Consider the following 22,988-nt stretch of genomic DNA (forward strand, 5'->3'; position numbering starts at 1 on the left):
CATGAGCAAGACCCTGATCCGTGGTGCGAAGGTCCTCGGTGGCGAGCCCCAGGACGTCCTGATCGACGGCGAGACGATCCTCGAGGTGGGGACCGGCATCGACGCGGGCGACGCGACCGTCGTCGAGGCCGACGGCAAGATCCTGCTGCCCGGCCTCGTCGACCTGCACACCCACCTGCGCGAGCCCGGCCGCGAGGACTCCGAGACCGTCCTGACCGGTACGCGCGCCGCCGCGTCCGGTGGCTACACCGCCGTGTTCGCCATGGCCAACACCTTCCCCGTCGCCGACACCGCCGGCGTCGTCGAGCAGGTCTACCGCCTCGGCCAGGAGGGCGGGTACGCGGACGTCCAGCCGATCGGCGCCGTCACCGTCGGCCTGGAGGGCAAGAAGCTCGCCGAGCTCGGCGCCATGCACGAGTCCGCCGCCGGTGTCACCGTCTTCTCCGACGACGGCAAGTGCGTCGACGACGCCGTGATCATGCGGCGCGCCCTGGAGTACGTGAAGGCCTTCGGCGGCGTCGTCGCCCAGCACGCCCAGGAGCCCCGCCTGACCGAGGGCGCCCAGATGAACGAGGGCGTCGTCTCCGCCGAGCTGGGCCTGGGCGGCTGGCCCGCCGTCGCCGAGGAGTCGATCATCGCGCGTGACGTGCTGCTCGCCGAGCACGTGGGCTCGCGCGTGCATATCTGCCACCTGTCGACCGCCGGTTCGGTCGAGATCGTGCGCTGGGCCAAGTCGCGCGGCATCGACGTGACCGCCGAGGTCACCCCGCACCACCTGCTCCTGACCGACGAGATGGTCCGCTCGTACAACCCGGTCTACAAGGTCAACCCGCCGCTGCGCACCGAGCGCGACGTCATGGCGCTGCGCGAGGCCCTGGCCGACGGCACCATCGACATCGTCGCCACCGACCACGCCCCGCACCCGCACGAGGACAAGGACTGCGAGTGGGCCGCGGCCGCCATGGGCATGGTGGGCCTGGAGACCGCGCTCTCCGTGGTCCAGCAGACGATGGTCGAGACCGGCCTTCTCACCTGGGCCGCGGTCGCCGACCGGATGTCCGTCAAGCCCGCGCAGATCGGCCGGGCCACCGGCCACGGCCGCCCCGTCTCGGCTGGTGAGCCCGCGAACCTCACGCTTCTCGATCCGGCTTACCGTGGTGTCGTGGACCCCGCGGGCTTCGCCTCGCGCAGCGGCAACACCCCCTACGAGGGCCGTGAGCTGCCGGGCCGCGTGACGCACACGTGGCTGCGGGGCCGCGCCACGCTCGTCGACGGGAAGCTCGCGTGACATCTCTGATCTCCACCGCCGCAGGAAGTGCCGTCGTGGTCGCCGCCGAGAAGAAGTCGGCGGACGTGACGGACTGGGCCGCCCGCGCGGGCTGGGTCGTCGGCCTTCTGCTCTTTATCGCGCTCGTCTACTGGCTGATGCGCGAGGGCTGGAAGTGGCGCGGCACGCTCCAGGGCGACCTGCCCGAGCTGCCCAGCGCGCCGACCGAGCCGGGCCCGGCGAAACTTGAGCTGAGCGGCCGCTACCACGGCTCCACGACGGCAGGGCAGTGGCTCGACCGCATCGTGGCGCACGGCCTCGGTACGCGCAGCCGCGTGGAGCTGACGCTCACGGACGCGGGCCTGGACGTCGTACGCCCCGGGGCGGCCGACTTCTTCGTCCCGGCCGCGCAGCTGCGCGAGGCGCGCCTGGACAAGGGCATCGCCGGAAAGGTCCTCGCGGAGGGCGGTCTGCTGATCGTCACCTGGGAGCACGGCGAGAAGCTGATCGATTCCGGCTTCCGCTCGGACCACGCGGCCGAGCAGGCCGACTGGGTCGAGGCCGTCAACAACATGATCAACGCGAACGCGAAGACGATGGAAACGAAGGAAGGCACCGCACGATGACGACCTCCACCAGGGGAGCCACCAAAACTCCCGCCGTACTCGTCCTGGAGGACGGCCGCATCTTCCGCGGCCGCGCCTACGGGGCCGTGGGGGAGACCTTCGGCGAAGCGGTGTTCTCCACCGGCATGACCGGCTACCAGGAGACCCTCACCGACCCCTCGTACCACCGCCAGGTCGTCGTCATGACGTCCCCGCACGTCGGCAACACGGGCGTGAACGACGAGGACCCCGAGTCGAAGAAGATCTGGGTCGCCGGATACGTCGTGCGGGACCCCGCACGCGTGCCCTCGAACTGGCGCTCCCAGCGCACGCTCGACGAGGAACTCGTCAACCAGGGCGTCGTGGGCATCAGCGGCATCGACACCCGTGCGCTCACCCGCCACCTGCGCGAGCGCGGCGCGATGCGCGTCGGCATCTTCTCCGGCAGCGCGCTCCCGGACGAGGGCGCGATGCTCGCCGAGGTCCGCCGGCAGCCCGAGATGAAGGGCGCGAACCTCGCCGCCGAGGTCGCCACCAAGGAGACCTACGTCGTCCCCGCGATCGGCGAGAAGCGCTTCACCGTCGCCGCCGTCGACCTCGGCATCAAGGGCATGACCCCGCACCGCATGGCCGAGCGCGGCATCGAGGTGCACGTGCTGCCCGCGACCGCGACCGCCGAGGACATCTACGCGGTCGAGCCCGACGGCGTGTTCTTCTCCAACGGTCCCGGCGACCCGGCGACCGCGGACGGCCCCGTCGCCGTCATGCGCGCCGTCCTGGAGCGCAAGACCCCGCTGTTCGGCATCTGCTTCGGCAACCAGATCCTCGGCCGCGCCCTCGGCTTCGGCACCTTCAAGCTGAAGTACGGCCACCGCGGCATCAACCAGCCCGTGCAGGACCGCACGACCGGCAAGGTCGAGGTCACCGCGCACAACCACGGCTTCGCCGTCGACGCGCCGCTCGACAAGGTCTCCGACACCCCCTACGGGCGCGCCGAGGTCTCCCACGTGTGCCTCAACGACCAGGTGGTGGAGGGGCTCCAGCTCCTCGACCAGCCCGCGTTCAGCGTCCAGTACCACCCCGAGGCGGCCGCGGGCCCGCACGACGCCGCGTACCTCTTCGACCGCTTCGTATCCCTGATGACCACAGAAGGAGCCCAGCGTGCCTAAGCGCTCCGATATCCAGTCCGTCCTGGTCATCGGCTCCGGCCCGATCGTCATCGGCCAGGCCGCGGAGTTCGACTACTCCGGTACCCAGGCCTGCCGCGTGCTCAAGGCCGAGGGCCTGCGCGTCATCCTGGTCAACTCCAACCCGGCGACGATCATGACCGACCCGGAGATCGCCGACGCGACCTACGTCGAGCCGATCACCCCGGAGTTCGTCGAGAAGATCATCGCCAAGGAGCGCCCCGACGCGCTCCTGCCCACCCTCGGCGGCCAGACCGCGCTCAACACCGCGATCTCCATGCACGAGCAGGGTGTCCTGGAGAAGTACGGCGTCGAGCTCATCGGCGCCAACGTCGAGGCGATCAACAAGGGCGAGGACCGCGACCTCTTCAAGGGCGTCGTCGAAGAGGTCAACAAGAAGATCGGGCACGGCGAGTCCGCCCGCTCGTACATCTGCCACTCCATGGACGACGTCCTCAGGGGCGTCGACGAGCTGGGCGGCTACCCCGTGGTCGTCCGCCCCTCCTTCACCATGGGCGGCGCCGGTTCCGGCTTCGCGCACGACGAGGAGGAGCTGCGCCGCATCGCCGGGCAGGGCCTGACGCTCTCGCCGACCACCGAGGTGCTCCTGGAGGAGTCCATCCTCGGCTGGAAGGAGTACGAGCTGGAGCTGATGCGCGACAAGAACGACAACGTCGTGGTCGTCTGCTCCATCGAGAACTTCGACCCGATGGGCGTGCACACCGGCGACTCGATCACCGTCGCGCCCGCGATGACGCTGACCGACCGCGAGTACCAGACCCTTCGTGACGTCGGCATCGCGATCATCCGCGAGGTCGGCGTCGACACCGGCGGCTGCAACATCCAGTTCGCCATCGACCCGACGGACGGCCGGGTCATCGTCATCGAGATGAACCCGCGCGTCTCGCGGTCCTCCGCGCTGGCGTCGAAGGCCACCGGATTCCCGATCGCGAAGATCGCGGCGAAGCTGGCCGTCGGCTACACGCTGGACGAGATCCCGAACGACATCACCGAGAAGACCCCGGCCTCCTTCGAGCCGACCCTCGACTACGTGGTGGTCAAGGCCCCGCGTTTCGCCTTCGAGAAGTTCCCCTCGGCGGACTCGACCCTGACGACCACCATGAAGTCGGTCGGCGAGGCCATGGCGATCGGCCGCAACTTCACCGAGGCGCTGCAGAAGGCGCTGCGGTCCCTGGAGAAGAAGGGCTCGCAGTTCACCTTCGTCGGCGAGCCCGGCGACAAGGGCGAACTCCTGGCCGAGTCCGTGCGGCCGACCGACGGGCGCATCAACTCCGTCATGCAGGCCATCCGCGCCGGCGCCACCCAGGAAGAGGTCTTCGACTCCACGAAGATCGACCCGTGGTTCGTCGACCAGCTCTTCCTGATCAAGGAGATCGCGGACGAGCTGGCCGCCGCCGAGCGCCTGGACGCCGATCTCCTCGCCGAGGCCAAGCGGCACGGCTTCTCCGACGCCCAGATCGCCGAGATCCGCGGCCTGCGCGAGGACGTCGTCCGCGAGGTGCGCCACGCGCTCGGCGTCCGCCCGGTCTACAAGACGGTCGACACCTGCGCCGCCGAGTTCGCCGCGAAGACGCCGTACTTCTACTCCTCGTACGACGAGGAGAACGAGGTCGCCAAGCGCGAGAAGCCCGCGGTCATCATCCTGGGCTCGGGCCCCAACCGCATCGGCCAGGGCATCGAGTTCGACTACTCCTGCGTCCACGCCTCCTTCGCGCTGAGCGACGCGGGCTACGAGACCGTGATGGTCAACTGCAACCCCGAGACCGTCTCGACGGACTACGACACCTCCGACCGTCTGTACTTCGAGCCGCTGACGCTCGAAGACGTCCTGGAGATCGTCAACGCCGAGGCGCAGGCCGGTCCGATCGCGGGCGTCATCGTCCAGCTCGGCGGCCAGACCCCGCTCGGCCTCGCCCAGGCGCTCAAGGACAACGGCGTGCCGGTCGTGGGCACATCGCCCGAGGCCATCCACGCCGCCGAGGACCGCGGCGCCTTCGGCCGCGTGCTCGCGGAGGCCGGTCTGCCGGCGCCCAAGCACGGCACCGCCACCACCTTCGCCGAGGCCAAGGCGATCGCCGACGAGATCGGCTACCCCGTCCTCGTCCGCCCGTCGTACGTGCTCGGCGGTCGCGGCATGGAGATCGTGTACGACGAGACGCGCCTGTCCGCGTACATCGAGGAGTCGACCGAGATCAGCCCCTCGCGGCCGGTGCTCGTCGACCGCTTCCTGGACGACGCGATCGAGATCGACGTGGACGCGCTCTACGACGGCGAGGAGCTCTACCTAGGCGGCGTCATGGAGCACATCGAGGAGGCCGGCATCCACTCCGGCGACTCGGCGTGCGCGCTGCCCCCGATCACGCTCGGCGGCCACGACATCAAGCGGCTGCGCGCCTCCACGGAGGGCATCGCCAAGGGCGTCGGCGTCCGCGGCCTGATCAACATCCAGTTCGCGATGGCCGGGGACATCCTCTACGTCCTCGAGGCCAACCCGCGTGCCTCGCGCACCGTCCCCTTCACCTCGAAGGCGACCGCGGTGCCGCTGGCCAAGGCCGCCGCGCGCATCTCGCTCGGCGCGACCGTCGCCGAGCTGCGCGCCGAGGGCATGCTCCCGGCCACCGGCGACGGCGGCACGCTGCCGATGGACGCACCGATCTCGGTGAAGGAAGCCGTCATGCCGTGGTCGCGCTTCCGCGACATCCACGGCCGTGGCGTCGACACCGTCCTCGGTCCGGAGATGCGCTCCACCGGTGAAGTCATGGGCATCGACTCGGTGTTCGGCACGGCGTACGCCAAGTCGCAGGCGGGCGCCTACGGTCCGCTGCCGACCAAGGGCCGTGCCTTCATCTCCGTCGCCAACCGCGACAAGCGCACGATGATCTTCCCGGCGCGCGAACTGGTGGCGCACGGATTCGAGTTGCTCGCCACGTCCGGCACCGCCGAGGTGCTCAAGCGCAACGGCATCAACGCCACGGTCGTGCGCAAGCAGAGCGAGGGTGAGGGCCCGAACGGCGAGAAGACGATCGTCCAGCTGATCCACGACGGCGCGGTCGACCTCATCGTCAACACCCCGTACGGCACGGGTGGCCGCCTCGACGGCTACGACATCCGTACGGCGGCCGTCTCCCGCTCCGTGCCCTGCCTGACCACGGTCCAGGCGCTCGCCGCCGCCGTCCAGGGCATCGACGCGCTCAACCACGGCGACGTGGGCGTCCGTTCACTCCAGGAACACGCGGAGCATCTGACCGCGGCCCGCGACTAGCAGCCCACCAGGGGGACACCGATCCGGTGTCCCCCTTCTGCTGAGGACACGTACATGTACAAATTCTTCTTCAACCTCGTCTTCAAGCGCATGGACCCGGAGCAGGCCCACTACACGGCCTTCCGCTGGATCCGGCTCGCGGCCCGCGTCCCCGTGCTGCGCACGTTCGTCGCGGCCGTGCTCGCGCCGCGCCACAAGGAGCTGCGCACCGAGGCCTTCGGGCTGCGGATGCACGGCCCCTTCGGGCTCGCGGCGGGCTTCGACAAGAACGCCGTCGCGATCGACGGCATGTCGATGCTGGGCTTCGACCACATCGAGATCGGCACGGTCACGGGGGAGCCGCAGCCCGGTAACCCCAAGAAGCGTCTCTTCCGCCTCGTGCAGGACCGCGCGCTGATCAACCGCATGGGATTCAACAACGAGGGCTCGGCGGCCGTGGCCGAGCGCCTGGGGGCCCGCAGGGCCGTCTTCAAGACGGTCGTGGGCGTGAACATCGGCAAGACCAAGGTCGTCCCCGAGGAGGAGGCCGCAGCCGACTACGTGAAGTCGACCGAGCGGCTCGCCGTCCACGCCGACTACCTCGTGGTGAACGTGTCGTCCCCCAACACCCCCGGCCTGCGCAACCTCCAGGCCACGGAGTCGCTGCGGCCGCTGCTCACCGCCGTACGCGAGGCGGCCGACCGGAGCGGGACCGCGCGGCGCGTGCCGCTGCTCGTGAAGATCGCCCCCGACCTGGCGGACGAGGACATCGACGCGGTCGCCGACCTGGCCGTCGAGCTGGGCCTCGACGGCATCATCGCCACGAACACGACCATCGCCCGCGATGGCCTGGGTTTGCAATCCGAACCTTCGCTCTACGGAGAGACCGGCGGCCTGTCCGGGGCTCCGCTCAAGGAGCGCTCCCTGGAGGTCCTGCGCCGCCTCTACGCGCGCGTGGGCGACCGCATCACGCTCGTGGGCGTCGGCGGCATCGAGAACGCCGAGGACGCCTGGCAGCGGATTCTCGCGGGCGCCACCCTGGTGCAGGGCTACAGCGCGTTCATCTACGAAGGTCCCTTCTGGGGCCGATCCGTCCACAAGGGCCTCGCCGCCCGCCTGAACACCTCCCCGTACGCCACGCTCGCCGAGGCCGTCGGCGCCGACGTCAGGAAGCCCGCATGAGTGCCCTTGAACCCTTCGGTACGCGCCTGCGCCGCGCGATGGACGAGCGCGGCCCGCTGTGCGTCGGCATCGACCCGCACGCGTCCCTGCTGTCCGCCTGGGGCCTGAACGACGACGTCGCGGGCCTGGAGCGGTTCACCGGGACCGTCGTGGACGCGCTCGCCGGGAGCGTCGCGGTCTTCAAGCCGCAGAGCGCGTTCTTCGAGCGCTTCGGCTCGCGCGGCATCGCCGTACTGGAGAAGGCCGTCCAGGAGCTGCGCGCGGCGGGGGCCCTGGTGGTCATGGACGCCAAGCGCGGCGACATCGGCTCGACGATGGCCGCCTACGCGGAGACCTTCCTGCACAAGGACGCGCCGCTGTTCTCCGACGCCCTCACGGTCTCGCCCTACCTCGGCTACGGCTCGCTGAAGCCGGCCGTCGACCTCGCGCGCGAGAACGGCACCGGGCTCTTCGTGCTCGCCCTCACCTCGAACCCCGAGGGCGCCGAGGTGCAGCACGCGGTGCGCGAGGACGGCCGCACGATCGGCGCGACGATGCTCGGTCACCTGGCGGCGCAGAACGCGGGCGCGGAGCCCCTGGGGTCCTTCGGGGCCGTCGTCGGGGCCACGCTGGGGGACCTGTCCTCGTACGACCTCGCGATCAACGGTCCGCTGCTCGCCCCCGGCATCGGGGCGCAGGGCGCCACTCCGGCGGATCTGCCGGGTGTCTTCGGAAGCGCCGTACGCAACGTCGTGCCGAGCGTCAGCCGGGGTGTCCTGCGTCACGGTCCCGACGTGGCGGGGCTGCGCGTCGCGGCGAGCCGCTTCGCGGACGAGATCCGTGAGGCCGTCGCCTCGGCCTGAGGTCGTCCTGAGGGTGTTTTTCCGCCTTCGAACGACGTGTCCGGCCACGTCCTTACGTTTCGCTGATGGCTCACCAAGCCAAAACCGGGGTGAAATGCCCGGAATGTACACCTCGACAGAGGCTGACCAGGACTTTTCGTCTGTTCTCGCTGACTCCGGCGGCCATGCCCGCTAGTCTCCGACGAGAGCGAACGGGCAAGCGCGTTGCACGTTGCTCACCAGGTGTGGGGCGACTAGGTTCCTCACCGGTCCGTATCCGACAGTTCGACATCCGAGGTGACGTAGGCGTGGCTCTTCCGCCCCTTACCCCTGAACAGCGCGCAGCCGCGCTCGAAAAGGCCGCCGCGGCTCGCCGGGAGCGGGCCGAGGTCAAGAATCGACTCAAGCACTCCGGCGCCTCCCTTCATGAGGTCATCAAGCAGGGACAGGAGAACGATGTCATCGGCAAGATGAAGGTCTCCGCTCTCCTGGAGTCCCTGCCGGGCGTGGGCAAGGTCCGCGCCAAGCAGATCATGGAGCGTCTTGGCATCTCCGAGAGCCGCCGTGTGCGTGGTCTCGGCTCCAACCAGATCGCCTCCTTGGAGCGTGAGTTCGGCGGTGGCGCTGCCTGACGTTCTCAGGCACTCCTGAGAACCTGGATAATCGCTGCATGGCTGCAACATCCCGGGGGACGACCCCCGTGCCCCCGGACGTACGTCCGCGGCTGACCGTGCTCTCCGGCCCCTCAGGGGTCGGCAAGAGCACGGTCGTCGCTCATATGCGCAAGGAACACCCCGAGGTCTGGCTCTCGGTCTCCGCCACCACCCGCAAGCCGCGACCCGGCGAGAAGCACGGCGTCCACTACTTCTTCGTCTCCGACGAAGAGATGGACAAGCTGATCGCCAACAGCGAGCTGCTGGAATGGGCCGAGTTCGCGGGCAACCGCTACGGCACCCCGCGGGGTGCCGTCCTCGAGCGTCTGGAGGCGGGCGAGCCCGTCCTCCTGGAGATCGATCTGCAGGGCGCACGCCTGGTCCGCGAGTCGATGTCCGAGGCGCAGCTGGTCTTCCTCGCCCCGCCGAGCTGGGAGGAGCTGGTCCGCCGGCTCACCGGCCGGGGGACCGAGGCGCCGGAGGTCATCGAGCGCAGGCTCGGCGCGGCGAAGATCGAACTCGCCGCCGAGGCGGAGTTCGATACGACCCTGGTCAATACCTCCGTCGAGGATGTGGCGCGTGAGCTGCTAGCCTTGATGAAAGTTGTTTGATCTTCTTCATCCTCAGTAACCCGGCTTGATCTTCAATTTCCATTCGAAGGTCAATCCCCATCGGAAGGCAGAGAGTGTCCTCTTCCATCACTGCGCCCGAGGGCATCATCAACCCGCCGATTGATGAGCTCCTCGAAGCGACCGACTCGAAGTACAGCCTCGTGATCTACGCCGCCAAGCGCGCGCGTCAGATCAACGCGTACTACTCGCAGCTCGGTGAGGGCCTGTTGGAGTACGTCGGCCCGCTGGTGGACACGCACGTCCACGAGAAGCCGCTCTCGATCGCGCTCCGCGAGATCAACGCGGGTCTGCTGACGTCGGAGGCCATCGAGGGCCCGGCTCAGTAGTCGTAGTTCTTTTCTTCACGTTCTTCTCGCGAAGAACTTCACCGCAGGCCCGGCAGCGCGACTGCCGGGCCTGTGGTGTGTCATGGAGTCGTACGTTCCCCGGTGCGGGGATCGCGAGTGCGGGGAGGCACGGTGGGCAAGCCCAAGGTCGTTCTGGGGGTCAGTGGCGGAATCGCCGCGTACAAGGCCTGTGAGCTGCTGCGGCGGCTGACCGAGTCCGGCCATGACGTACGCGTCGTGCCGACCGAGTCGGCGCTGCACTTCGTGGGGGCCGCGACCTGGTCGGCGCTGTCCGGCAACCCGGTCTCGACCGAGGTGTGGGACTCCGTCCACGAGGTGCCCCACGTACGGATCGGGCAGGCGGCGGACGTCGTCATCGTCGCCCCGGCGACGGCCGACATGATGGCGAAGGCGGCCCACGGCCTTGCCGACGACCTCCTGACGAACACGCTCCTCACCGCCCGCTGTCCGGTGATCTTCGCGCCCGCGATGCACACGGAGATGTGGGAGCACCCGGCCACGCAGGAGAACGTCGCCACGCTGCGCCGCCGTGGGGCCCTCGTCGTCGAGCCCGCCGTCGGCCGCCTCACGGGCGTGGACACGGGCAAGGGGCGCTTCCCCGACCCGGTGGAGCTCTTCGAGGTCGTACGCCGTGTCCTGGCGCGCGGCGACCTGCCCCGCGACCTCGCGGGGCGGCACGTCGTCGTCAGCGCGGGCGGGACGCGCGAGCCGCTCGACCCGGTCCGCTTCCTGGGCAACCGTTCCTCCGGCAAGCAGGGGTATGCCCTGGCCCGCAGCGCGGCGGCGCGGGGCGCCCGCGTGACGCTCGTGTCGGCGAACGCGGCGCTGCCGGAGCCCGCCGGCGTCGACGTCGTGCCCGTCGGCACCGCCGTCCAGCTCCGCGAGGCGGTCCTGAAGGCGGCGGCGGACGCCGACGCCGTGGTGATGGCCGCCGCCGTGGCCGATTTCCGCCCCGAGACGTACGCGACCGGAAAGATCAAGAAGAAGGACGGCCAGGAGCAGCCCCCGATCGCCCTGGTCCGCAACCCCGACATCCTGGCCGAGATCGCGGGGGACCGGCCGCGCCCCGGTCAGATCGTCGTCGGCTTCGCCGCCGAGACGGACGACGTGCTCGCCAACGGCCGCGCCAAGCTGGAGCGCAAGGGCTGCGACCTGCTCGTCGTGAACGAAGTGGGCGAGCGCAAGACGTTCGGCTCCGAGGAGAACGAGGCGCTCGTGCTCGGCGCCGACGGCAGCGAGACCCCCGTGCCGTACGGCCCCAAGGAGGCCCTCGCGGACACGGTCTGGGATCTCGTGACGGAACGCCTGCCGAAGAATTCCTGAAAAGAGAGGGGCACGTCTCAGGAAATCCTCTGCCGAAACCCCACCGGAACTGGAGCGAAAACCGGGGCGCGGATGCCACAATCGCCCCACTGGACGCCTCAAACCCGGGAAATTCGGGCGTGAGGCCCTCTGGTGGAGACCGATCGTCGTACCGCACAATGCAGTGCCGCAGGTCACAGCGCTCCCAAGTGGCGAGACACGTGGTCCGGCGGCCGAGTGCGACCGATAAACTGGTCTCGGACGACGCCGGGCGCAGCTCCCGGCCGTCCACCAATGATCAGCCAGCAGCCGCTGCAACCACAGGGAGCGATGTGTCCCGCCGTCTCTTCACCTCGGAGTCTGTGACCGAGGGTCACCCCGACAAGATCGCTGACCAGATCAGCGACACCATTCTCGACGCCCTTCTGCGGGAGGACCCGAAATCCCGGGTCGCCGTGGAGACGTTGATCACCACCGGCCTGGTGCACGTGGCCGGCGAGGTGACGACCAAGGCGTACGCGCCGATCGCTCAGCTGGTCCGCGACAAGATCCTCGAGATCGGTTACGACTCCTCGAAGAAGGGCTTCGACGGCGCCTCCTGTGGCGTCTCGGTGTCCATCGGCTCGCAGTCCCCCGACATCGCGCAGGGCGTCGACACGGCGTACGAGAAGCGTGTCGAGGGCGACGAGGACGAGCTCGACAAGCAGGGCGCGGGCGACCAGGGCCTGATGTTCGGCTACGCCTGCGACGAGACGCCGGAGCTGATGCCGCTCCCGATCCACCTCGCGCACCGCCTGTCGCGCCGCCTCTCCGAGGTCCGCAAGAACGGGACCATCCCGTACCTGCGCCCCGACGGCAAGACCCAGGTCACCATCGAGTACGACGGCGACAAGGCCGTCCGTCTCGACACGGTCGTGGTCTCCTCGCAGCACGCCTCCGACATCGACCTGGACTCGCTCCTCGCTCCCGACATCCGGGAGTTCGTGGTCGAGCCCGAGCTGAAGGCGCTCCTCGAGGACGGCATCAAGCTGGAGACCGAGGGCTACCGCCTCCTGGTCAACCCGACGGGCCGCTTCGAGATCGGCGGCCCGATGGGTGACGCCGGCCTGACCGGCCGCAAGATCATCATCGACACGTACGGCGGCATGGCCCGCCACGGCGGCGGCGCCTTCTCCGGCAAGGACCCGTCCAAGGTCGACCGCTCGGCCGCGTACGCGATGCGCTGGGTCGCCAAGAACGTCGTCGCCGCAGGCCTCGCGGCCCGCTGCGAGGTGCAGGTCGCGTACGCGATCGGCAAGGCCGAGCCGGTGGGCCTGTTCGTGGAGACCTTCGGTACGGCCACGGTCGACACCGACAAGATCGAGGCCGCCATCGCCGAGGTCTTCGACCTGCGCCCGGCCGCGATCATCCGCGACCTGGACCTGCTCCGCCCCATCTACGCCCAGACCGCGGCGTACGGCCACTTCGGCCGTGCGATCCCCGACTTCACGTGGGAGCGGACGGATCGCGTGGATGCGCTGCGGAAGGCCGCGGGGCTGTAGGGCTCTTCCTCAGGCTCCTCAGGGCCCGGCTCTCCTACGGGAGGGCCGGGCCCTGTCTGTCGAGTCGGCGGGGCGGCGCGGTCAGGATTCGGGCGAGGACGACGAGGACGACGAGGACGACGCCGGGTCGGATCCGTTCGGGGACGCTGCCGCTGCGGTCGGCCGTGCGGCGAAGCGACGCCGTATTTCCTGGGCCGTCTCCTCGTCCCAGTCCTCGATGGCCATGGCCACCTGCTCGGAGAGCAGCATCAACTCTTCGTCTCCCGGAGTGCGTCCCAGCCGTCGTACGAAGTCCGTGAACGTGTCCGCCGCGCCAGGCTCCGTGGGTTCCTCCGGGGTGAAGGGCCCTTCGAACGCATGGGGGGTCCCGAAAGCGGGGGACTCCGGCTCCGGGAGCGTGATCGGCGGGAATGCCTCGGGCACGAGATGGCGGAACGGCTCGGCGACCTCTTCGTTGTTGGCGGCGGACGTGAGGCGGGCCAGCAAGCCGATGTCGTTGACCGCCTTCTCCACGTGGTCGTCGTTCTTCGCGAGCCACCACACGACCGCGCTGCCGGTGTCCCGCAGGACGTCACCGCCGAGGTACTCGCGTTTGTTGCGCTCGTAGTTGCGCTCGTGTTCCCAGAGATCCTCGTTCTTGCGAATGGCCGCGAGACGGTCAAGGCGCTGCTGGTCCTCCTCCGGGAGCACGAGGACGACGTCCAGGGCCAGGGCACGGACGCGTCCCCCGGGGTCCGCTTCCATCACTCCCAGCGCACCGCTGAGCTCCTGCTGGACGAGGGAGCTTCTGAAGGGTTCGCGGTGCGACGTCACCGCGCGGGCCCGTTCGACGACGGCGTCCATCGCCAGGGCGCCCGCGTTGATGAGCGAGACGTCGGCCGAGGGCTCCGCCGGGCACCAGCGGACCGTGGCCGAGAACAGGAAGTCGTAGTCGGGGAACTGACTGGGCAGGGAGATCCGGTCCACGTACACCTCGCGGCGCTCGACCGGGGGGATCGGCTGGTCGGGCACCGTGCCGGGCGGGAACGGGTCCCGCCTGCGTGCCCGTGCCGCGGTCGTCGCCGCCACCGCCAGGGCGGACAGCAGGATGACGACGGCTGTGGGCCACACCCAGAAGGGCCAGTCGAGGCAGAGACCGAGGATGAGGACGAGCAGGGCGCCGATGAGGGTGAGGAACGTCGAAACCGTCTTCTGTCCGGTGCTCATGAGGGGGCTGCCTCCCGTTGTCGCGGCGTGGTCGAGTCTCGTGACAGGCGTGTGGTCTGTGCCTCGTTGATCTTCCGCAGGAGGAGCGTCGAGAGTTCGGGCCGGGTGCGTTCCCGGGCGGACGCGTAGAGGCGGCTGAGGATCGCGTACCGCGTCTCCGCCGCGGCCACGAGCACGTCGAAGAGCCGGCCCGCGATCGCGGGGTCCTCCGTGGCGTCGGCCGCGGAGATCCACGTCTCGGCGCATGCGGCCCAGCGCTCCGGCCCGGCGTGGTCGAAGGCGGCGGCCCACCCCGTCGTGAGCCAGCCTCGGGTCGTCGAGGAGCGGAGTAAGGGCCTGGGGAGGCTCGTCGGAGCCGTGAGCTCCAGGAAGAGGTCGGTGTCCGGCCGCCGGTGGTCGTCGGACGACGAGACCGTGAGGCGGTACAGCAGACGCCGGTGGAGCCTGAGATCCTCCGGGTCGTTGGTGACGTAGCGCAGCAGGGTCTCGCGGGCGATCCCCGGGAACTGCTCGTGACGGGCCAGGTGGTGCAGGCGGACCAGCGCGGCCTCCGGGTGGCGCACCGCCATGACCTTCTCGCAGACTTCGGCGAGTACTCGGCGCAGGCCGTCGGAGAGTTGCCGTTGCTTGGACCATTCGTAGATCTGTTGCCTGAAGGCCCCGCCGCACGCTTCGCTGGGAATGCTCTGCGCCAGCAGTTGTGCCGCGGCTCGTAGCCGGTCGCTCTGCGTCGGGGCGCTGGTCCAGTCCTTGACGAGGCCGATCAGCTCCCCGGTGTCCTCGGTCGACAGACACAGCTCGGTAAAGCGATGGACCAGGCGCTCGCGGTCGGCGTCGGCGAGTTCCGACAGACCGAGGATCTCGGACACCCAGGCGCGCAACGGCTCTCTGAGGTCCGGCCTGGTGGTCCAGAAGTGCCGCCGCACGGCTCGGGCGAAGCCGCGCCTCTCGAAACGGACGCGGGAGGTACCGTCCCAGACAGCGTCGATCTTCTCCAGGCGCTCGTCGAGGCCGGGGTGCTCAAGGAGAGGACGGGCCTCCACGGGGGACTTGACCACCGAGAGCAGGGACGCCGTGGCCCGGTGCACCGCCTCGGCCCGCGCACCATGGAGCAGCGCCGAGGAGAGCAGCAGGGCGCGCTGCGGTCCCTTGCGTACATGGGGAACGAGTTCGGCGACCTCAGGGCCGCGGTCCGTCTGCTCCGCGACCGCCCGCTCGCACCAGGCGCCGAAGGTGTCCCCCTCGCGCCCGGCCGCACGCATCTCCAGGATCCGGACCGCCAGCCGCGCCAGCTCCCGTATCGGGGGTCTGGTCTCCACGAAGGTGAGCAGGGCCGGGGGAGACGGATCACAGATGCTGGTGTCGAGGCCGCCGCAGCGCAGATGACGGATGATCACGTCCAGCCGGTCGGGTGGTCCGATCTTCTTGCGCAACGCCAGGAATTCGGGAGCCAGTTGGTCCTGCCGCAGTCTTGGGAGCACCACAGCCAGATGGGCGTGCTTGCTCTGGAGCGCGTGGTGGAAGTCCCACAGTTGCGCCTGGACGGCGTTCCACAACCGCTCGTTCGCGGCGGAGAGGTCGAAGAGCATCTGATCCTGCTCGCCGATCATGTCCGCCGAGAGGCGCGGTGCCTTTCCGTCGTCCGACTCGGTGGTGAGTTCGTGGTACGTCCCTGTCCCACGGGGCAGTTCACGCAGCAGGACGCGGGCGGCGGAGCTCCTCCCGCTGCCCGGCTCCCCGTCCAGGAAGAGCATGTTCCTGGACTCCAGGACGTCGTAGGCGGCGTTGATGTGCACAGGCCGGGAGAACTGCTGCTGAAGATGGCGCAGTTGGCTCTCGGCCACGCGCCGGCGCGCGGCGGGCGGGGTCTTGAGCAGGTTCTCCGCCGTGAACGTGACGTACATGTCCCCGGGGCCGGTGTTGACGGCGCGCGTCGGACCGGAGAACTCCGTGTGCGAGCTGCCGCTCACCGTTCGTCGTCCTTGTCCCGTCGGCGCGCCGCGCCGAAGTCCTGCCGGATACCGCCGTGGTTGTCACCCGCGACAAACGTCGAGTTCGCGTTCTCGCCGGTCACGTGGGCCGAGTTGCTGTATAGATTGCCGGGCCCGGTGTGCACAGGACCCTGGGATCCCTTGATGACGGTGCCCGCGTCGCCGCTCACGGTGCCGGCCTGGACGACGGTGCCGCCTCGCACGGTGTCCACGTTGTTCTGCGTCGTGCCCGGCTCTGTGGCCTTGACCCCTGCCCGTTCGGCCTTCGCGAGCTCAGGGATCAGGTCGGTGAGCACGTCACCGATGCGCTGGATGTCGTACGCGTCGTTCTGGTTGTCGTACCGCAGCGTCTGGCAGTCGGCCAGGCGGGCCAGGGGCCTGGGCAGCCGGTTCCTCGCGGGACGCTCGGTGCGCCGCCCGGCCAGCACGGGTATGACGGGGATGCCGCAGCGGAACGCCTCCAGGAGCTCCTTGCGCACCCAGTCCTCCGGGCGGTGCAGAGCGGGGTGATCGATCCAGTCGGGGCCGATGACAGCCAGGAGGACACCACTGCGGCGCACCCCGCGCGTCAGCTCCTCGTCGAAGAACGCACCGGGCGGGATCGACTTGCTGGCACGGAAGATGCGGCCCGCGCCGAACCGGGCGGTGAGCTGGTTGTGGAGGGTGGTGGCGGTCTGGTCGCCGTCCCCTGTGCGGTAGTTGACGAAGACATCGGGCATGGCGAAATGACCTTTCTGCCTGGATGGGTGAGCGGAGGCGCCGCTCAGCGCGCTGCAGGTGTGAGCGACGCGTTGAGATGCGGGGCGATGGCCAGAAAGGCCGGACGGCGCGGATGACGTGCCAGAGTGCGTGCCAGTCGACGCAGATCGGTGGCGATGGTCGCCGAGCCCACGCAGTCCGTGGTCAGCAGAAGACGGCCGGTCAGCTCGCAGGAGTGGTCGAACTCGCCGGCGACGGCGTGTGCGAGGGCGCGTCGCACGCCGTACCGTGCCTGGGTGCGCAGGGCGTGCGCGGGGATGTCGGCACATTCGCGGTCCAGGTGCTCGGCCGCCTCCCGAGGCCTGCCCAGGTCCACGAGGCACCAGCCGGTGATCATGGCGGCGGGGTCCCCGAGATGAGTGGTCCCCAGGGCCGGGGCGGCGTCGCGGCTGTCCGAGGACAGGAGTGCGCGGGCCGCGTCCAGCGCGCGCATGCAGGCGTCGTAGTCACCGGCGAGGGCGTGGCCCTGTGCTTCACGCTGGGCCGCGAGTCCGCGGATGCGGGCCGGGAGGCGCTGCGAGCGTGCACGCGCGGCCAGGGCGATCGTGTCAGCGGCGTTTCCCTTGTAGTACGTGATCAGAGCACGACGTACGAGTGCGTAGGAGGCGAGGTCGTGATCGCCCGCGACTTCCGCGAGATCGACGGCACGGTCCGTCCAGCGCAGGGCGGCCTCGTCGTCTCCGGACTCTTCGGCCATCCACCCCGCGTACTCCGCGTACCGGGAGGCGAGCCCCCGTAGTTTCCGAGCCGTGCGCGGGCCGGTGCGGGTGGCGAGTGAGCACAGCGAACGCGTCTGCTCGGCGAGGGTGGGCAGGACGCTGCTTGCCGGGGACATCTGACCCAGCCGACGGTACTGGTCGAACAAGGCGTGGGAGATCTCCAGGAGGTTCGACCCCAGCGCCTCGGGCGGTTCTGAGAGGCCGGAGTTCTCCGCGACGCCCAGGAGGGACGCCGCACCGGTGGCCATGACGCGGCGCCTGCTCGGAAGCACGGCGCTCTCCGCCCCGCCTTCGGCCGATGCGTCCTCGTGGGGAAGTGGATGTGCCGGTACGAGTGAGGCGAGGGTTCCGTGGGCCCTCAGGGCCACGTCGCAGAGCCTGGCCAGTTCTGGGGTGGGCCGTTTGCAGCCGGTTTCGACCTTGCTGATGTGACCCTTGCTGTAGTGGACTGCCGCAGCCAGTTCCGTGAGCGTGAGACCGGCCGCGATGCGGTTGCGGCGCAGTTCGGATCCGAACTGCGCTAAGCGTTCTTGCACATGACCCCCTTCTGACCCGTGCCTTCGCGATGCCGTGGGCACCCGTCGGCGGATGCCAGCGTCGTGCCAGTCGGTGACACGAGCAAGGCTGTGGGCGGTGTTTCCCGTTTCCTCTTTGACCTGCGCTTCCGTTTCCGAGGTGGAAGGCAACCCGATGACTGGATCTCTGTCGAGAGTGCTCAATCGGCCACTGGGATGGCTGGTCCTCGCCGTCCGCATCGATGCTCGAGACCGGCCGGGTGTCAGTGCTGTCTGGTAGGAATGCAGCTGTGAGCAGGGAGAACGAGGCGGGTGGCGCCGAAGGTGCAGGGGGCAAAGCGCCTGCGCCCGAGCAGCTTGCGCTGATTCGGGACAGTGTGCGCAAGGCCGAGGTGCCGCGGGCCAAGCCGCGGACCTGGCGGGGGGCTCCGTTGGCCAAGAGCTTGCCCGTGGCTCGGGTGCTGGTCGACAAGGGTGTGCTGCATCTTGACCGGTACTTCGACTACGCCGTGCCGGAGGAGCTGGACGAGCAGGCGCAGCCTGGCGTGCGGGTTCGGGTGCGGTTCGGGGCCGGGGCGCGGAACGTGCGCAGCGGGCGGCGTGAGGGCGGGGGCCTGATCGACGGGTTCCTTGTCGAGCGCGTTGCCGAGACCGATTACTCCGGGCCCCTTGCTGCTCTGGCCCAGGTCGTTTCGCCCGAGCCCGTGCTGGATGCTGAGTTGCTCGGGCTCGCTCGGGCCGTGGCCGATCGGTATGCGGGCAGCCTTGCCGATGTGTTGCAGCTGGCCGTTCCGCCTCGGCATGCTCGGGCCGAGGCGCGTGAGGTGGGGGAGGTTCCGGCGCCTCCCGCCGCGCCTGAGGTGGGGTCCTGGCGGCGGTATGGGCATGGGGCCGAATTCTTGGGGGCGCTTGCCTCGGGGGGTGCGCCTCGGGCTGTGTGGACCGCCCTTCCCGGGCCGGAGTGGGCCGAGGAGATCGCCAGGGCCGTGCAGGCGACTCTTGCCTCCGGGCGGGGGGCTCTTGTGGTGGTGCCTGCTGGGCGGCCCGCCGCGCGGGTCGATGCGGCGCTGACCGAGCTCATGGGGGCGGGGCAGCATGCGCTGCTCACCGCTGATGTGGGGCAGGAGCGGCGCTATCGGGAGTGGCTCTCCGTGCGGCGCGGTGCCGTGCGCGCCGTGGTGGGCACGCGGGCCGCCATGTTCGCGCCCGTGAAGAATCTTGGGCTCGTCGTGATCTGGGATGACGGCGACGCCAGCCACAGCGACGACAATGCTCCCTTTCCGCATGTGCGCGAAGTGCTTGAGCTGCGGGCCTCGCGGGACAAGTGCGGCTTTTTGCTCGGGAGTTGGAGTTGCACGGTCGAGGCCGCGCAGCTGGTGGAGAGCGGGTGGGCGGCGCCGCTGGTCGCCGATCGCGAGCAGGTGCGGGGGAGCGCGCCGCTCGTACGGACCGTGGGGGACGGAGATCTTGCCCGGGACGAGGCGGCGCGGGCCGCGCGGCTTCCGTCGCTTGCCTGGAACGTGGTGCGTGAGGGGCTGAAGCACGGGCCGGTGCTGGTGCAGGTGCCTCGGCGGGGGTACGTGCCTCGGCTCGCGTGCGAGCGGTGCCGGGAGCCCGCGCGGTGCAGGCACTGTGCGGGGCCGTTGGAGGCGCGGGACGGTGGCGGTCTTTGGTGCGGCTGGTGCGGGGTGGAGGAAGGCGCCTGGCACTGCGGGGAGTGCGGGGGGTTCCGGCTGCGGGCGCAGGTGGTGGGGGCGCGGCGTACGGCCGAGGAGCTGGGGCGGGCGTTTCCCGCGGTGCCGGTGCGGACGTCGGGGCGGGAGCAGATTCTTGACACCGTGCCGGGGTCGCCTGCGTTGGTGGTGAGCACTCCGGGGGCGGAGCCTGTCGCCGAGGGCGGCTACGCCGCTGCCCTGTTGCTCGACGGGTGGGCCATGTTGGGGCGGCCCGACCTGCGGGCCGGGGAGGAGGCGCTGCGGCGCTGGATCAGTGCGTCTTCGCTGGTGCGGCCGCAGGGGGAGGGCGGGACCGTGGTGGTCGTCGCCGAGCCGACGCTGCGGCCCGTGCAGGCGCTTGTGCGGTGGGATCCCGTGGGGCATGCGGTGCGGGAGCTTTCCGAGCGGGCCGAGTTGGGGTTTCCGCCCGTGTCGCGGATGGCCTCCGTGGCGGGGACCTCGGAGGCGCTCTCCGGGTTTCTCTCCGCGGCTGAACTTCCGGGGGACGCGGTGGTGTTGGGGCCCGTCCCCGTGCCGGAGGCGGGGCCTGGTCCCGCGCCTTCGCGCCGTGCCGGGACGGCGCCGGTGGGGGAGCGGTGGGAGCGGGTGCTGGTGCGGGTGCCGCCGGGGAGCGGGGCCGCGCTTGCCGCTTCGCTGAAGGTGGCGCAGGCTGCGCGGATGGCGCGGGGGGCCGCGGAGCCCGTGCGGATTCGGGTGGACCCGCTGGATATTGGCTAGGGGGCTCTTCTGGGGCCCGGGTCGGCCGGGGGCGGCTGTTGGTCTTCCTCTGGTCTTCCTCGGGTGCTCGCTGCCTGCGGGGTGCTTGGCGCCTTGTGTCTCGGCGCCCGGCAGTGGGGCGGCGTTGTGCCCACCCGTTCCGCCCTGCGGAACGCCTGCCCACAACGGGGCGGGGCGGCTTGGAGCTGTGGGGTCGCCGGTGGTGGGGCTGGGGTCGGCTGTGTGTGGGGGGCCTGCCCATGACGGGGGCGTGTGCCCATGACGGGGGCGGCTTGGCAACGGGGTCGGCTGCCCGCAACGGGGGTCGCTTGTGACGGAGGTGGCTTGGCTGCGGGTTGGGTGGGGTTCTGGACGAGGCGAGCTTCCGCCCACGACGGGGGCCGGGTGCAGCGAGGCCTGGCTCGGCTGCCGGTTGTGTGGGGTCCTAGGTGTGTGGAGGCTGCCCGCAACGGGGGGCGGGCACAACGGCGGCGGCCGCCCGCCGGGGAAACCGGTTGGGCAGCCGCCGCCGTTGTAGAGGTCAGCCGTTGCGGGGGCCGGGGAAAGCGTTCGGGCGGGGGTCCTCGCGGAGGGCGGGGCTGCCTGCCGTGGGCTGGGTCGGCATCGCGCGGGCCGCGGGGACCGAGGGGACCGAGGGAAGGGGAGCGCCGACCGGGACCGGGGGGCGCGCGGCCGTGGCGGAGGGAACCGTCTCCGTGGCGCGCTCCGCCTCCGCCGCCGCCTGTGTCGTGGCCCGGCGGGCGCCGTAACGGCGGTGCACCGCCTGCTTGGTGACCCCGAGGGCCGAGCCCACCGCGTCCCACGAGAAGCCCAGTGAGCGGTCGAAGTCCACCGCGGCGGTCACGAGTGTCTCGACGCTGTCCCGCAGTTCCTGGGCGAGGCGGACGGTCGGGGCGGGGGCGCGCCCGTACACGACGAAGCCCGCGGAGGGGCTGGAGCGGCGCGGGCGGTAGACGTTGCCGAGCTGGGCGGTCAGCGTACGCAGGGCGTCCACCTGCCGGCGGACCCGCTCGATGTCCCGAACCAGGAGGTGCAGGCTGGCCCGTGCCTGGGCGTCGTGGGTTGCGTGGTCGGCCATGAACAAGCCTCTCGAACCGGCGTTGAAAAGGATCGGGCCGCGTCGGCGCGGCCCGTTGTGGTCAACTCTTTCTTGACCAACGCGCTAGTTCGTTTGGGGTCACGGTGCGGGGGCGTATGCGTATATGCACGGGGCGCGCGTCCACTCGTACGCCCCCGGACGAGCCGCACCCGGCAGGAGCGTTTCCGTGACGGTCGCTCAAGCGGCGGGCGGGGCCCGCGGGTGCGGTGCGGGGCGGACGGACTCTGTGATGGGCGGCGTACAGGAGCACACCCCCGGGAGGTTCGCTCCGTGCAGGCACTCCGCAGTTAGCCGTGCCCCCGATATGCGTTCCGAAACAGACGGTTTCGCGGCGCGGAGGTGACGTCCGGCAGGTGGGCCCCGGGGAGGGCCGGCGGGTGCGCTCCAGGGAGGGGAGGCCCCGCGGAGAGCGGCTCGGCAAGGCGGCTCATAGACTGGTGCGCTCCCCGCACGTTCCCGTCCCGAGAGGCCGAAAGGCAACGATGAAGCTCGTCTTCGCAGGCACCCCCGAGGTCGCCGTCCCCGCCCTGGACGCCCTGATCGCCTCCGACCGGCACGAGGTGGCCGCCGTCGTCACCCGGCCCGACGCCCCCGCGGGCCGCGGCCGCAGGCTCGTCGCGAGCCCCGTCGCCCAGCGCGCGGAGGAGGCCGGGATCGAGGTCCTCAAGCCGGTGAAGCCGCGTGACGAGGAGTTCCTGGCCCGGCTGCGCGAGATCGCGCCCGACTGCTGCCCGGTCGTCGCCTATGGCGCGCTGCTCCCCAAGGTCGCCCTGGACGTCCCGGCCCACGGCTGGGTCAACCTGCACTTCTCGCTGCTGCCCGCCTGGCGCGGCGCCGCTCCCGTCCAGCACGCGGTGATGGCGGGGGACGAGATCACGGGTGCCTCCACCTTCCTCATCGAGCAGGGGCTCGACTCCGGTCCGGTGTACGGCACCGTGACCGAGGTCGTCCGCCCCACCGACACCAGCGGTGACCTGCTCACCCGCCTCGCCTTCGCAGGGTCCGGTCTGCTGGCCGCCACCATGGACGGCATCGAGGACGGCTCCCTGAAGGCCGTACCGCAGCCCGCCGACGGCATCACCCTCGCCCCGAAGATCACCGTCGAGGACGCCCAGGTGGACTGGTCCGCCCCGGCCCTGCGCGTCGACCGGGTCGTGCGCGGCTGCACCCCGGCGCCCGGCGCCTGGTCCGTGTTCCGCGGGGAGCGCCTGAAGATCATCCAGGCCGCGCTCGTCGCGGACCGCACCGACCTCGCGCCCGGCGAGCTCGCCGCCGCGAAGAACAACGTGTACGTCGGCAGCGGCTCGCACGCCGTGGAGCTGCTCTGGGTCCAGCCGCAGGGCAAGAAGCCGATGCGCGGCGCCGACTGGGCGCGCGGGGTGCGGATCGCCCCGGGCGAGCGGCTCGACGCCACCGACGTACGCTGAATGAGTTCGGCCCCCATCCA

General features: G+C 70.5%; 18 protein-coding genes. 13 read left to right on the forward strand and 5 right to left on the reverse strand.

What is annotated here, in order from left to right:
• Position 1: 1 nt before the first annotated feature.
• The 11 genes from ACIGXX_RS37930 to metK all read left to right on the forward strand — a co-directional run bounded on the left by ACIGXX_RS37930 (position 2) and on the right by metK (position 12,799).
• Complete coding sequence (locus tag ACIGXX_RS37930; RefSeq protein WP_361463291.1) at positions 2 to 1,288, forward strand: dihydroorotase; 1,287 nt, start codon at positions 2 to 4, stop codon at positions 1,286 to 1,288.
• The gene (locus ACIGXX_RS37935) at positions 1,285 to 1,893 is read left to right on the forward strand and encodes a hypothetical protein (RefSeq protein WP_399982816.1); all 609 of its coding nucleotides are present in this window, start codon (positions 1,285 to 1,287) and stop codon (positions 1,891 to 1,893) included. Before ACIGXX_RS37930 ends, ACIGXX_RS37935 begins: the two co-directional genes overlap by 4 nt.
• Entirely contained in the window at positions 1,890 to 3,041 is a 1,152-nt protein-coding gene (gene carA / locus ACIGXX_RS37940) for a glutamine-hydrolyzing carbamoyl-phosphate synthase small subunit (RefSeq protein ID WP_351168663.1), read from the forward strand. Before ACIGXX_RS37935 ends, carA begins: the two co-directional genes overlap by 4 nt.
• On the forward strand, positions 3,034 to 6,342 hold the full coding sequence (gene carB / locus ACIGXX_RS37945) for a carbamoyl-phosphate synthase large subunit (RefSeq protein WP_361463295.1): 3,309 nt from the start codon (positions 3,034 to 3,036) through the stop codon (positions 6,340 to 6,342). Before carA ends, carB begins: the two co-directional genes overlap by 8 nt.
• Positions 6,343 to 6,396: 54 nt before the next feature.
• Positions 6,397 to 7,503, forward strand: a complete 1,107-nt coding sequence (locus ACIGXX_RS37950) for a quinone-dependent dihydroorotate dehydrogenase (RefSeq protein ID WP_399982821.1) — start codon at positions 6,397 to 6,399, stop codon at positions 7,501 to 7,503.
• Complete coding sequence (gene pyrF, locus ACIGXX_RS37955) at positions 7,500 to 8,345, forward strand: orotidine-5'-phosphate decarboxylase (RefSeq protein ID WP_351168669.1); 846 nt, start codon at positions 7,500 to 7,502, stop codon at positions 8,343 to 8,345. Before ACIGXX_RS37950 ends, pyrF begins: the two co-directional genes overlap by 4 nt.
• A 287-nt stretch (positions 8,346 to 8,632) precedes the next feature.
• The gene (locus ACIGXX_RS37960; RefSeq protein ID WP_005319887.1) at positions 8,633 to 8,956 is read left to right on the forward strand and encodes an integration host factor; all 324 of its coding nucleotides are present in this window, start codon (positions 8,633 to 8,635) and stop codon (positions 8,954 to 8,956) included.
• Positions 8,957 to 8,994: 38 nt separating this feature from the next.
• On the forward strand, positions 8,995 to 9,588 hold the full coding sequence (gmk, locus tag ACIGXX_RS37965; RefSeq protein WP_351168671.1) for a guanylate kinase: 594 nt from the start codon (positions 8,995 to 8,997) through the stop codon (positions 9,586 to 9,588).
• Between the two features lie 74 nt (positions 9,589 to 9,662).
• A complete protein-coding gene (gene rpoZ / locus ACIGXX_RS37970; protein WP_005319902.1) occupies positions 9,663 to 9,935 on the forward strand; it encodes a DNA-directed RNA polymerase subunit omega in 273 nt (90 codons plus the stop codon).
• Positions 9,936 to 10,067: 132 nt separating this feature from the next.
• Positions 10,068 to 11,279 (forward strand): bifunctional phosphopantothenoylcysteine decarboxylase/phosphopantothenate--cysteine ligase CoaBC, encoded by a 1,212-nt coding sequence (coaBC, locus tag ACIGXX_RS37975; protein ID WP_351168673.1) that lies wholly within the window; start codon positions 10,068 to 10,070, stop codon positions 11,277 to 11,279.
• Between the two features lie 311 nt (positions 11,280 to 11,590).
• Positions 11,591 to 12,799, forward strand: a complete 1,209-nt coding sequence (metK, locus tag ACIGXX_RS37980) for a methionine adenosyltransferase (RefSeq protein WP_351168675.1) — start codon at positions 11,591 to 11,593, stop codon at positions 12,797 to 12,799.
• A gap of 81 nt (positions 12,800 to 12,880) precedes the next feature.
• On the opposite strand, the gene ACIGXX_RS37985 is transcribed toward metK, so the two are convergent.
• Genes ACIGXX_RS37985 through ACIGXX_RS38000 form a run of 4 tightly spaced genes read right to left on the reverse strand, consistent with a single transcriptional unit; the run spans position 12,881 to position 18,010 of the window.
• The gene (locus tag ACIGXX_RS37985; RefSeq protein ID WP_366463337.1) at positions 12,881 to 14,005 is read right to left on the reverse strand and encodes a hypothetical protein; all 1,125 of its coding nucleotides are present in this window, start codon (positions 14,003 to 14,005) and stop codon (positions 12,881 to 12,883) included.
• A complete protein-coding gene (locus ACIGXX_RS37990; RefSeq protein WP_399982829.1) occupies positions 14,002 to 15,975 on the reverse strand; it encodes a hypothetical protein in 1,974 nt (657 codons plus the stop codon). Before ACIGXX_RS37990 ends, ACIGXX_RS37985 begins: the two co-directional genes overlap by 4 nt.
• Positions 15,972 to 16,715 carry a toll/interleukin-1 receptor domain-containing protein gene (locus ACIGXX_RS37995; protein ID WP_361463306.1) on the reverse strand — a complete coding sequence of 248 codons (744 nt, stop codon included), beginning with the start codon at positions 16,713 to 16,715 and terminating at the stop codon, positions 15,972 to 15,974. The genes ACIGXX_RS37990 and ACIGXX_RS37995 overlap by 4 nt, the downstream gene beginning before the upstream one ends.
• 44 nt (positions 16,716 to 16,759) lie before the next feature.
• Positions 16,760 to 18,010, reverse strand: a complete 1,251-nt coding sequence (locus ACIGXX_RS38000) for a helix-turn-helix domain-containing protein (protein ID WP_383818266.1) — start codon at positions 18,008 to 18,010, stop codon at positions 16,760 to 16,762.
• A 269-nt stretch (positions 18,011 to 18,279) separates the two neighbouring features.
• On the opposite strand from ACIGXX_RS38000, the gene ACIGXX_RS38005 reads away from it, so the two are divergent.
• Positions 18,280 to 20,442: a primosomal protein N' gene (locus ACIGXX_RS38005; protein ID WP_399982834.1), complete on the forward strand. Its 2,163-nt coding sequence runs from the start codon at positions 18,280 to 18,282 to the stop codon at positions 20,440 to 20,442.
• Between the two features lie 520 nt (positions 20,443 to 20,962).
• Here the strand turns inward: ACIGXX_RS38005 and ACIGXX_RS38010 are convergent.
• Entirely contained in the window at positions 20,963 to 21,520 is a 558-nt protein-coding gene (locus ACIGXX_RS38010; protein WP_399982837.1) for a hypothetical protein, read from the reverse strand.
• Between the two features lie 503 nt (positions 21,521 to 22,023).
• Here ACIGXX_RS38010 and fmt point away from each other — a divergent pair.
• The gene (gene fmt / locus ACIGXX_RS38015) at positions 22,024 to 22,968 is read left to right on the forward strand and encodes a methionyl-tRNA formyltransferase (protein WP_351168689.1); all 945 of its coding nucleotides are present in this window, start codon (positions 22,024 to 22,026) and stop codon (positions 22,966 to 22,968) included.
• Positions 22,969 to 22,988 lie beyond the last annotated feature (20 nt).

Source organism: Streptomyces sp. NPDC055243, from assembly GCF_044544025.1.
Lineage (GTDB): Bacteria > Actinomycetota > Actinomycetes > Streptomycetales > Streptomycetaceae > Streptomyces.